The sequence below is a fragment of the Streptomyces sp. NL15-2K genome (assembly GCF_030551255.1).
GTDB lineage: Bacteria > Actinomycetota > Actinomycetes > Streptomycetales > Streptomycetaceae > Streptomyces.
The window spans coordinates 4,657,952-4,668,480 of record NZ_CP130630.1 but is presented as its reverse complement, the minus strand read 5'-3'; the positions used below and the strand labels follow the sequence as shown (position 1 = coordinate 4,668,480).

The 10,529-nt window shown below is 69.3% G+C and carries 12 protein-coding genes and 1 pseudogene; 11 read left to right on the top strand and 2 right to left on the bottom strand.

The window, feature by feature from the left end:
• The 6 genes from Q4V64_RS20770 (at position 1) to Q4V64_RS20745 (ending at position 3,977) form a co-directional block, all read left to right on the top strand.
• On the top strand, positions 1-576 hold the full coding sequence (locus Q4V64_RS20770) for a hypothetical protein (RefSeq protein ID WP_124441633.1): 576 nt from the start codon (positions 1-3) through the stop codon (positions 574-576).
• A gap of 161 nt (positions 577-737) precedes the next feature.
• Positions 738-1,565, top strand: coding sequence for a glycoside hydrolase domain-containing protein (locus Q4V64_RS20765; RefSeq protein ID WP_124441634.1), 828 nt, complete (start codon positions 738-740; stop codon positions 1,563-1,565).
• Positions 1,566-1,597: 32 nt separating this feature from the next.
• Positions 1,598-2,248, top strand: a complete 651-nt coding sequence (locus Q4V64_RS20760; protein WP_124441635.1) for a hypothetical protein — start codon at positions 1,598-1,600, stop codon at positions 2,246-2,248.
• Positions 2,249-2,383: 135 nt separating this feature from the next.
• Complete coding sequence (locus Q4V64_RS20755; RefSeq protein ID WP_124441636.1) at positions 2,384-3,028, top strand: SurA N-terminal domain-containing protein; 645 nt, start codon at positions 2,384-2,386, stop codon at positions 3,026-3,028.
• A gap of 149 nt (positions 3,029-3,177) precedes the next feature.
• The gene (locus Q4V64_RS20750; RefSeq protein WP_172629313.1) at positions 3,178-3,636 is read left to right on the top strand and encodes an SRPBCC domain-containing protein; all 459 of its coding nucleotides are present in this window, start codon (positions 3,178-3,180) and stop codon (positions 3,634-3,636) included.
• A complete protein-coding gene (locus Q4V64_RS20745; RefSeq protein ID WP_124441638.1) occupies positions 3,633-3,977 on the top strand; it encodes a metalloregulator ArsR/SmtB family transcription factor in 345 nt (114 codons plus the stop codon). The genes Q4V64_RS20750 and Q4V64_RS20745 overlap by 4 nt, the downstream gene beginning before the upstream one ends.
• Before the next feature lie 17 nt (positions 3,978-3,994).
• Here Q4V64_RS20745 and Q4V64_RS20740 read toward each other — a convergent pair.
• Positions 3,995-4,811: pseudogene (locus Q4V64_RS20740) on the bottom strand (IS5 family transposase).
• Between the two features lie 261 nt (positions 4,812-5,072).
• Positions 5,073-6,302 carry an RNA-guided endonuclease TnpB family protein gene (locus Q4V64_RS20735; RefSeq protein ID WP_124441639.1) on the bottom strand — a complete coding sequence of 410 codons (1,230 nt, stop codon included), beginning with the start codon at positions 6,300-6,302 and terminating at the stop codon, positions 5,073-5,075.
• A 50-nt stretch (positions 6,303-6,352) separates the two neighbouring features.
• Between Q4V64_RS20735 and Q4V64_RS20730 the strand changes: the two genes are divergently transcribed.
• The 5 genes from Q4V64_RS20730 (at position 6,353) to Q4V64_RS20710 (ending at position 10,519) form a co-directional block, all read left to right on the top strand.
• Positions 6,353-6,511, top strand: coding sequence for an Arc family DNA-binding protein (locus Q4V64_RS20730; RefSeq protein ID WP_124441640.1), 159 nt, complete (start codon positions 6,353-6,355; stop codon positions 6,509-6,511).
• Positions 6,512-6,595: 84 nt separating this feature from the next.
• Positions 6,596-7,609, top strand: coding sequence for a nucleoside triphosphate pyrophosphohydrolase (locus Q4V64_RS20725; protein WP_124441641.1), 1,014 nt, complete (start codon positions 6,596-6,598; stop codon positions 7,607-7,609).
• Between the two features lie 167 nt (positions 7,610-7,776).
• Positions 7,777-8,865, top strand: a complete 1,089-nt coding sequence (locus tag Q4V64_RS20720; RefSeq protein WP_216377638.1) for a fatty acid desaturase family protein — start codon at positions 7,777-7,779, stop codon at positions 8,863-8,865.
• A gap of 67 nt (positions 8,866-8,932) precedes the next feature.
• Entirely contained in the window at positions 8,933-9,247 is a 315-nt protein-coding gene (locus Q4V64_RS20715) for a MocE family 2Fe-2S type ferredoxin (protein ID WP_124441642.1), read from the top strand.
• A 3-nt stretch (positions 9,248-9,250) separates the two neighbouring features.
• Complete coding sequence (locus Q4V64_RS20710; RefSeq protein ID WP_216377639.1) at positions 9,251-10,519, top strand: FAD-dependent oxidoreductase; 1,269 nt, start codon at positions 9,251-9,253, stop codon at positions 10,517-10,519.
• Positions 10,520-10,529: the final 10 nt, after the last annotated feature.

Genomic DNA, 10,529 nt, shown 5'->3' with positions numbered 1-10,529 from the left:
ATGCCGGAAAGTCTCGAAAATTCTCGACGAATCCTGAGGCTTCGCGTCGCGATGAGGCGTTTTGCTCCGATCTTCGAGTCTGATCTGTCCGACGAATGGCTCATGCTGTCCGGAGGGATTCCTGGAAGGGCTGAATCTATTCGCCTCGCTCAGATCTCCAGTGATGACGAGAACGCGGTGAGTCTCGAGGATGTCGAGCAGCTCCAATCCTCGTTGGGTGAAGTTCTCGACGTGCTGGACGAGGATCCGGTAGGTGACGTCTACTATCCGTATACCGCTGCCATGCTCCTCGAGTTGTACTGCCGATCCGCGACAGGTGATCTGCCTGATGATGCCCCGGTCTCTCTTGAGGAGTGGGTAGCCCGCTTCGCGCGTCACGTCGACTGGCAACTCGAAAAGAGTGGCATTCCCGCTCCGGAGCCCGCGTTCTTCGCGCGTCAAGAAGAGGCTCTTGCCGCTCTGGAGGTTTCGCTGTCGGGTAATCGTGACGCCGCTTGGCTGGACGCGATGGAGAAGTCCGGCCAACTGGGGGAGCAGTACCTGCGGCACTTGACCCGCGCGGTTCGTGCAGGGTGATGAGAAGCGGTCAACGGGCGTGACTCAGCGGCAACGGGGAGGCGATCTTCGTGAGCTGAATTGTGCGGGTGCCGCCACGGATTCGCCGACTTTTGCAGTGCCTTGGTCCGCACGTCATACATGCCGTGACGTGCGTCGTGAATCATGCATATGGGGTGGGAATGTCCAGTCACCGGCTGTCCAAGAAGGGCCGTTACATCGCGTGGGCCACAGTGGGCGCCGCCGTCGTCGCGGGCGCCGGGATCGCGGCGCAGACCTCGATGGCGGCCACCACCTGGCCCGCCCAGAAGACCTTCACCGGCCGTGCCTTCGACACCTGCACCGCGCCCTCGGCGGCCGCGATGAAGGCCTGGCACACCGGCTTCTACGGCGCCGCCGCCGTCTACGTCGGAGGCAGGAACCGCGGCTGCGCCCAGCCCAACCTCACCGCGTCCTGGGTGAAGTCGGTCAACTCCGTCGGCTGGAAACTCATCCCGATCTACGTCGGCGCCCAGCCGCCCTGCCAGACCGGCTCCAACCCCGAGAAGCTCACCGCCACCACCGCGGCCTCCCTCGGCTCGACCGACGCCGCGGACGCGGTGGCCAAGGCATCGGCGCTCGGCATGAAGGCCGGCAGCCCGATCTACCTCGACATGGAGCCGTACGACATCACGAACAAGTCGTGCAACGACGCCGTGCTGACGTACGTGCGCTCCTTCACCAAGACGCTGCGCGCGAAGATCTACCGTGCCGGCTACTACGGCTTCAGCAGCTCCAGCGCCAAGGCCATCGCGACGGCCACGAACAAGACCGACCTGCCGGGCAATCTCTGGTACGCGCTGTGGGACAAGCAGTACACCACCACCGCGGACTGGCCGTGGGGCTCCACGCAATACACCAACCACAGCCGCGGCCACCAGTACATGGTCAACAGCAAGGAATCACGCGGCGGATACACGATCACCGTGGACCGCGACGCGTGGGACGCGCCGGTCGCCGTCGTCGGCTGATCCGGCGGCAGGCAGGGGAGTAGGGAGAGTCCGTGGTCAAGCAGGTCAGACAGGTGTCCCAGGCGCGCCCGGCGCAGACGGAGCGCGCGGGACGTACGGAGCGCGCGGGACGTACGAAGCGCTTGTCCGCCGTGGGGCGCGCCGTCGCCGCGTGGCTGCGCGGGGCGAGTGGGCGCACCATCGCCCTCGCGGCGGGCACGCTCGCGGTCGTCGCCGCGCTGGCCGTGACCGGCGTGCTCGTCTTCTCGCACGACGACCGGCCCCCCATCCCGGACACCCGCGCCCGCGCCTACGCGGACGTCGACGCCTGTCTGCTCACCGGCGAGCAGGGCATCACGGCCGGCACCACCGCGGCCGCCGTCTGGCAGGGCATGCAGGACGCGTCGCTGAAGACGCACGCGCGCGTGAGCTACGCGCCGGTGACCGGCGAGCAGAGCACCGGCAATGCGCGCCCCTTCCTCAACGGCCTCCTCCAGCGCTCCTGCGACGTCGTCCTCGCCGTCGGTGAGCCCGAGGTCACGGCGGCGGCGCAGACGGCACCGCAGTACCGCAAGGTGGGCTTCGTCCTCGTCGGCGACGGCGCGGGGACGGCCGGTGCGAACGTCACCGCAGTCCCCACCGGCGACGGACTGCGTGCGGACATCGCCGATGCCGTCGAGCACGCCATGGACGAGCGGCACTGAGCGGCACGGGCGCGGCGGTGCCCGAAGTCCTGGTGAATCGTTGGTCGAATGGCTTGGCCAGAGCTCGGCCACTGCCTACCATCGATCACCGCAAGACCTTGTGCACTGTCGCACAATCTCCTCGGGAGGTCCCCCTTGCACCGCCGCCGTCGCACCGCGCTCCTCCTCTCTGCCGCGATCGCCGCGGCGCCCCTCCTCACCGCCTGCGGAAACGACGCGCATCCCGGCGCGGCGGCCGTCGTAGGAGGCCAGCGGATCACCGTCGCCCAGCTGGAGACCCGGGTGAACGAGGTGCGCGAGGCCCAGCGCGCGGCGGTCCCGGACGACGCACAGTACGAGCAGGCCATCGCAAAGACCGGCACCCTCACCCGCGACACCCTGCACAACATGGTCCTCGACCGGGTGCTGCACCGCGCCGCCCAGGACGCGGGCGTGACCGTCAACCGCAAGGAGATGCAGCAGATGCGCTCCGGCCTGGAGCAGCAGACCGGCGGCCCCCAGGCACTGGAGGCGGCCTGGCTGCAGGAGTACGGCATCGCCCCCGAGCGCCTCGACGAGAACCTCCGCCTCCAGCTGGAGGCCCAGAAGCTCGCCGCCAAGCTCGGCACCGACACCGCCGATCCCGCCTTCTGGAAGACCCTGAGCAAGGCCTCGGAGGACCTCGGCGTCGACCTCAACCCGCGCTACGGCAACTGGGACGTCCAGAAGAGCAGCCGCGTCGACGCGAAGACACCGTGGGTGCGGGAGGTCACGGCGCCGGGGACGCAGCAGACGACGTGAGGTTTAGAACGCCTAGCGGAATGAAAGCCGACGTCCGACGCTGGGGGGTGTCCGGGCGACCACCGATCTCATGCGCAACCATCTAGTTGCGCATGAGACTCCGGATGTGCAACCTTGGGGTAGCGCATCTGGATGAGGTGAGGTTGCTAATGATCCCCAACACGATCGAACGCGCCATCGTGATCAATGCCTCCAGGGAACGAGTCTGGTCCGTTCTGACGGAACCCGCGTTCCTCGGCCGCTGGTTCGGCAGCGGAGAGCCGGTCAAGATCGACCTGCGTCCCGGCGGTCTTCTGGTCTTCGACCATGGCATCCACGGTGTCATTCCCGCCCGTATCGAGACGGTCGAACCACCGCGCGTCTTGTCCTGGCGGTGGTCCCAGGGTGCCGCCGGCGAAGAGCCGGACGACACCAATGCCACCCTGGTCGAGTTCACGCTGGCTGCGGACGACTCCGCGGGAGGCACCCGGCTCACCATGGTGGAGAGCGGCTTCGCGAGCCTAGGGCTGCCCACCGGCGAGGCCGCCGACCGGCAGCGCGCCAACAGTCAGAACTGGACCGGCAAGCTCGACCAACTGCGTGCGGACTGCGAACAGATCACGGCATGACCCGCACCACCGAGGGTGAAGTGGCCCCCGAGGACGTATTGGTGGCCCTGGCCGACCCGACCCGCAGAGAGGTGCTGGCCGTCCTCGTCCGCGAAGGCGGCGCGACCTCGACTTCCCTGGCAGCAGGGCTTCCCGTCACCCGCCAAGCGGTGGCCAAACACCTGGCCGTCCTCGACCGTGCCGGACTGGTAGGCACCCACCGCGCCGGACGGGAGGTCCGCTACGAAGCCGACCTGCAACCGCTGAGGCAGGCAATGCACTGGATGGACGCCCTCGCCACTCAGTGGGAATACCGCCTCGCCGCGATCAAGGATCTGGCGGAAGGGGCGACTGGGCCCTGAACCCCCGCGGTGCCGCCTCATGCTGCCTGTAGTCGGCGGAGCCTCATCCAGCAGATCAGGGCGCAGCCGAGGGTGAGGAAGGCTTCGTGGATGTCATCGCGGATCTCCCAGCGGATCCGCAGGCGGCGGAACCAGCGCAGATGGGCGAACGCGCGTTCCACGACCCAGCGTTGGGTGCCGAGACCGGAGCCGTGCTCGGCGCCGCGACGGGCGATCAGCGGTTTCACGCCGAGATCCCAGACCATGCGGCGGTACTTGTCGTGGTCGTAGCCGCGGTCGCCCAACACCACGTCCGGGCGGCGCCGGGGCGGGCCACGCTTGCCCCGCACCGGCGGCACGACCTCAAGGAGCGGCATCAGCTGGGTGACGTCGTTGCGGTTGCCGCCGGTCAAAGTGGAGGCGAGCGGGATGCCGGTGGCATCGGTGATCAGGTGGTGCTTGCTGCCCGTCCTGCCCCGGTCAACAGGGCTTCGTCCGGTCTTGGCTCCCCCTTTGACGCGCGGATGTGGGAGCCGTCCACGGCTGCCTGCGAGAAGTCCAGGGCGTTCGCACCGCGCAGCTTGGCGAGGACCTCGTGGAGGCGACTCCACACGCCGGCCTCGGTCCACTCGGTCAGGCGGCGCCAGCAGGTCATGTCAGAACCGAAGCCGAGTTCCTGCGGCAGATGCTCCCAGGCGATCCCGGTATGCAGCACGAACAGGATGCCCTGGAACACCAGCCGGTCTGGATGCCGCTTGCGCCCGGGATGCCGGTCCGTCGCTCAATCTTGGGCAGCAGCGGCTCGATCACCGCCCACAGCTCGTCATCGACCTCCCACGGCTGCGGCCGCGCCACCCCACCCCAGGTAATCAGTCTGAGAGTGATCCAACCACGTCGAAGATCATTTCGTTAGGAGTTCTTAGGCGATCTGAGGCGGCGGCGTGCACCACGGCGGGCCCCCACCAGGGGTGCCACGCCGTCCGATCGGCCACCCCTGGCCGACTCCTCTTGCCGACTCCTCTGATCAGTCCCCTCGGTCCGCGCACCGGACCGGCGGGTCGGGCGTTAGCTTCGAATCTTGACTGCCCGCCTCCCTGACGGGAGGGGATTCCTGGCTCAGGCTGCCTCCTGGAGCGGCGCTCCAGGAGGTCTTACGCCCTCGACACCAGCCGGGTTCAGACCCGCCCGGACGAGCATCACGCGGGCGGAGTTCTTGTCCCTGGGGGATACGGCTCCGCAGGCGGTGCAGGTGTAGGTACGTTCCGAAAGAGGAAGTGCGTGCTTGGTTCTCGCTCCGCACGATGCGCACTCCATGGTGGTGTGCGCGGGGTGGACGAGGCGGATGTCCCGCCCGTGCTTGCGGCCCATCTCGATCAGGGCCTTCTTGGTGGCGCCGATGGCGGCGTCGGCGGCTTTGCGGGCCATCGAAGTCTTGGCGAGGAATTTTGGGTGGAAGTCCTCCACGGCGATGGCGTCGTGGTCAGTCACGACTCGCTTGGCCCACTTGCGGCCGGTGTCCTGCCGTTTGCGGGCGACCTTCTTGTACGCCTTCGCCCGCAGTTTCTTGGCCTCGCGGTGGCCCTTTGACGCCGCTTGCCCTTTGGCGGGTTTGCGGCGGGCCATCATCCGGTCGTATCGCGACAGCTTCGCGGCGGCTTTCCTGCCGTGCTCGGCGTGCGGGAGATCGTACTCGTCGCTAGTGGTGGTCGCTGTCTCCTTCACGCCCCAGTCCACACCGATCACCGCGCCGGTGGTGGGGAGCGGCTGGACTTCGGCGGGTACGACGAAAGAGGCGTACCAGTGGCCGAGACTGTCGCGGTACACACGTACGGAGGACGGTGCGGCGGGCAGGGCGCGGGACCACGCCACGGTCAGGGCGATGCCGCCCGCGAGGTACAGGCGGCCGCTCTTCAGGCGGAAGCCGCGCTTCGTGTAGTTCAGTGTCGGGTCCGCTTCGCGCTTCTTCTTCCACCCGGGCATCCCGGCTCGCCGCTTGAGAGGCAGGCGTTCCTCGATGTCCTTTTGCGCCTTTGCACGCGACTTGCCGAAGTCCCGGATGATCTGCTGCTGCGGCACCGAACTGCCTTCGCGCAGCCAGGGCGTACGCTCGCGGGCCTCGGTCAGCATCTTGTCGAGTTGTGCCGGGCCGCAGGTGCGCTTGTCCTCGCCCACGGGCCGGTTGTGGTTCCAGGCGTGAGCGGCCTTGGATTTGGCCACGCACTCATTCCAGATCCATCGGCAGCGGTCCCACTCGGCGAGCAGCGCCGCGTGGGCGGTCGACGACACACGCAGCCGATAGGTGTACCGGGCATGCCCGGCGTCCCCGGTTTTCCGCTGCGTCGTCATGGTGTCACACTACCGCCAGAAATCCGTCAGAGTGCAACTATTCTGAAGCCATGGATGAGACGACACGCATCACACTCCGCCTTCCTGTCGACCTTCATGCGTGGCTGGTCGCTGAGGCCAAGTCCGCCCGCAGGTCCCTCAACTCCGAGATCGTCTACCGTCTGGAGGGTGAGCGCGCTGTCGCCGAGGCAGAAGGCGAATCGCCCTGACGGCGACTCGTCTTTCCCTGTCCTGCTCCGCAGCAGTCCGATTCCTCCCCGGCCTGAAGGCCGGGGCATTCTCGGAGGAACCTGGTGAACGCACCCAGCTTTGAACCCACCCCCGAACAGGGCACCGGCTCCGATATGGCCGCCGCCCCCGGCCGCATCGTCCTGCTCACCACCAGCCACCGCGTCGCGCCCGGTCTGCTGTCCTGGCCCGCCTGGCAGGCGCTGCACGCCGCCGACCGCGTGCTGTGCGCGGACGGCGCGCACCCGCAGCTGCCGTATCTGCGTGAGGCGGGGACAACCGTCGAGGAGGCGTCGCCGACGGCCGAGGAGCTGGTCGACGTGTGCGCCGGCGGCAGGACCGTGGTCGTCGTGGCGACCGGCGAGGGCGAGCCGGCCCTGACGGACGGCCTCGCCCGCCTCGCGGGCTCCGGCCGCGTCCAGATGCCGGAGCTGGAGCTGCTCCCCGCCTCCTACGACCTGCCGGGCGCCCGTCTCCTCGACCTCGTCCAGGTCATGGACCGTATCCGCGCCGAGTGCCCGTGGTCGTCCCAGCAGACCCACAAGGGCCTGGCGAAGTACGGCATCGAGGAGGCGTACGAACTCGTCGAGGCGATCGAGGACGGCGACCGCGACGAGCTGCGCGAGGAGCTCGGCGACGTCCTCCTCCAGGTCGTCTTCCATGCCCGCATCGCCGAGGAGGACCCCGACACTCCCTTCTCCATCGACGACGTGGCCGGGGGCATCGTCACCAAGCTGATCCACCGCCACCCGCACGTCTTCGGCGACGAGACGGCGACCACCCCCGAGGAGGTCAAGGAGCACTGGCTGCGCACCAAGGCGGTGGAGAAGCAGCGCACCTCGGTCACGGAGGGCATCCCCCTCGGCCAGCCGGGCCTCGCGCTTGCGGCGAAGCTGGCGTCGCGGGTGCGGACGGCGGGGCTGGAGGTACCGCTGCCTGCGGGGGAGGGCATCGGGTACGAGTTGCTGGGCCTGGCGGTCCGGGCGGAGGCGGCCGGGGTGGACCCGGAGGCCGCGTTGCGCAGCGCGGCGCGGGCCTACCGCGACGCGGTGCGGCGTGCCGAGGGTCTCGCGGAGTGACCCAGTGGCCCGCTCCGAGCGGGTCTGTTTCGGTTTGTTGCAACCGAATGTCTTGACATGAGATGGGGCCACTCTCACCATACGGGTACTTGAGCGCTCTACTGGAGCGCTCAACTAGAGCGCTCCAGTACCCACGCATGACCGCTCGACGGAGAGGACAGGGATGCATGGTGAAGTCCAGAGAACGTCTGCGGCGCTACAACCTCATCGGCCCTGAGGGCGACCGCGCGGTGGCCGCGGGGCTGGCCGACGGCACCGACTGGTTCCGCAGCGACGTGCCGCGCCGCCGGATGAAGGAGCTGATGCGCCGCTCGGACTACCCGGCGATCCGCGACACGGTCATCTGGCTGGGCGCCATGGCGGTGTTCGGGACCCTGGGCGCCCTCTTCTGGGGCGGCTGGCTCGCGGTGCCGTTCTTCGCCGCCTACGGAGTGCTGTACGGCTCGGCATCCGACTCACGCTGGCACGAGTGCGGGCACGGCACCGCCTTCAAGAACCGCCGGCTCGACGACGCCGTGTACTGGCTGGCCTCGTTCATGGTCATGAGGAACCCGACCGTGTCCCGCTGGAGCCACACCCGCCACCACACCGACACGCTGATCCTCGGCCGCGACCCGGAGATCCAGGTGATGCGCCCGGCCCGGCTGGCCCGCCTCCTGGCCAACTTCCTCGGCCTGGTCGACGTACCCCTGGCGCTGCGCGACACCGTCCTGCACGCGTGCGGACGGCTCACCGCGGAGCAGGCCACCTTCGTCCCCGACACCGAGCGGGCCAAGGTCTTCCGCACGGCGCGCGTCTGGCTGGCGGTCTACGCCGCCGTCATCGCCGCCTGCGTGCTGACCGGCTCGATCCTGCCGGCGATGTTCGTCGGCCTGCCGCGGATGTACGGCGGCTACATGCTCTACGTCTACGGCCTCACGCAGCACGCCGGGATGGGCGAGAACGTCCTCGACCACCGGCTCAACACCCGCACCGTGCACATGAACCGCGTCAACCGGTTCCTGTACTGGAACATGAACTACCACGTCGAGCACCACATGTTCCCGATGGTCCCCTACCACCGGTTGCCGGAGCTGCACGAGGAGATCAAGCACGAGCTGGCACCCGCGTACCCCTCCCTGTGGGCCGCCTACAAGGAGATCGTCCCGGCGGTGCTGCGCCAGCTGAAGGACCCGACCCACTACGTGCGGCGCGAACTGCCGCCGGGAGCACCTGCGTTGCACGCCCGTTCCGACGGACGCGCGCTCGCCCTGTAGTTCCGTGACCACCAGGTCCGGTCCCATCCCCGCCCGCGCGTCCCGCCCGCAAGGAGGCACATCCGAGATGTCCCAGTGGATCGCCGCATGCCAGACCGACGACATCGAACCGGAGGACGTCGTCCCCTTCCAGCACGAGGGGGTCGACTACGCCATCTACCGCTCCCCGGACGATGACTTCTACGCCACCGCGGGCCACTGCACCCACGAACGAATGCTGCTCTGCGACGGCCTGGTCATGGACAACACCATCGAATGCCCCAAGCACAACGGCCGGTTCGACTACACCACCGGGAGGGCCGCGGGCGCTCCCGTCCTCGTCGACCTGCGGACCTACCCGGTCCGGATCGAGGACGGCACCGTCTTCATCGAGATCGGCTGACCGGTGGGCACGGCATCGGGGACCGCGGCAGCGGGGATGGTGGTCGTCGGGGCGGGCGAGTGCGGCACGCGGGCCGCGTTCGAGCTGCGCGAGGCGGGCTGGCCCGGCCCGATCACGCTGGTGGGCGCGGAGAACGTGCTGCCGTACGAGCGCCCGCCCCTGTCCAAGTCCGTACTCACCGGGTCCGAGGGAGCCTGTCGGCCCACCCCGCTCTGTGATGCCCGCGCACTGCAGGACGCCGGAATCGAGTTCATCGCCGGGGTCGAGGTCACCGGCATCGACCGCGACCGCCACCAGGCCGTGCTCGCCGACGGGCGCCGGATCACCTACCAGCGGCTGCTGCTGGCGACCGGGGCGAGGGCCCGGCGGCTGCCGCCGGCCGGCGCCGACGTGGGCGGTGTGCGCTATCTGCGCAGCCACGCGGACGCGCTCGTCCTGCGGGACCGACTGCGGCCGGGGGCGCGCATCGGCGTGATCGGCGCCGGTTTCATCGGCCTGGAGCTGGCCGCCGCCGCGGCCGCGCGAGGCTGTGCCGTCACCGTGATCGAGGCGGCGCCACGCCCTCTGAGCCGTGCGGTCCCGGCCGCCATCGCCACCACGGTGGCCGACCGCCACCGGCAGGCGGGCGTCGATCTGCGCTGCGGGGCGGCGGTGGAACGGCTGACGCGCCGGAACGGAACGCTGTCGCTGGAGCTGGGCGGCGGCGAGGTGTTGGAGTGCGACACGGTGGTGGCGGGTGTCGGGGCCGTACCGGAGACCGAGTCGGCGGAGAAGGCCGGCCTTGCCGTCGACAACGGGATACGGGTGGACGCCCGCCTGACCACCTCCGACCCCGACATCTTCGCGGCCGGCGACTGCTGCTCCTTTCCGCACCCGCTCTACGGCGGGCGCCGCATCCGCCTGGAAGCCTGGCGCAACGCCCAGGACCAGGGCCGGGCGGCGGCGCGGAACATGCTGGGCGACGACCAGCCGTTCGCCGCCGTTCCGTGGTTCTGGTCCGACCAGTTCGACCTCACCCTGCAGATCGCCGGACTGCCCGACACCGCCGCGCAGGAGGTGGTGCGCCACCGTCCGGACGGGGTGACGGTCCGGTTCGGGATCGGGACCGACGGCCGGCTGCTGTCCGCCGCCGCAGTCGGCACCGGCAACGCCGTGGCCAGGGACATCCGGTTGGCCGAGCTGCTCATCGCCCGCCGGGCCACCCCGGATCCGGCGGCGCTGAGCGACCCGGCCACTGCGCTCAAGGCCCTGCTGCGGCAGGCGCCGAGCTGAACAGGAGGCA

Bases quoted from the DNA above. Each gene is read 5' to 3' on its own strand.
- Q4V64_RS20770 (WP_124441633.1), top strand. From the start codon at position 1: ATGCCGGAAAGTCTCGAAAATTCTCGACGAATCCTGAGGCTTCGCGTC.
- Q4V64_RS20765 (WP_124441634.1), top strand. From the start codon at position 738: ATGTCCAGTCACCGGCTGTCCAAGAAGGGCCGTTACATCGCGTGGGCC.
- Q4V64_RS20750 (WP_172629313.1), top strand. From the start codon at position 3,178: ATGATCCCCAACACGATCGAACGCGCCATCGTGATCAATGCCTCCAGG.
- Q4V64_RS20745 (WP_124441638.1), top strand. From the start codon at position 3,633: ATGACCCGCACCACCGAGGGTGAAGTGGCCCCCGAGGACGTATTGGTG.
- Q4V64_RS20735 (WP_124441639.1), bottom strand. From the start codon at position 6,302: ATGACGACGCAGCGGAAAACCGGGGACGCCGGGCATGCCCGGTACACC.
- Q4V64_RS20730 (WP_124441640.1), top strand. From the start codon at position 6,353: ATGGATGAGACGACACGCATCACACTCCGCCTTCCTGTCGACCTTCAT.
- Q4V64_RS20720 (WP_216377638.1), top strand. From the start codon at position 7,777: ATGGTGAAGTCCAGAGAACGTCTGCGGCGCTACAACCTCATCGGCCCT.
- Q4V64_RS20715 (WP_124441642.1), top strand. From the start codon at position 8,933: ATGTCCCAGTGGATCGCCGCATGCCAGACCGACGACATCGAACCGGAG.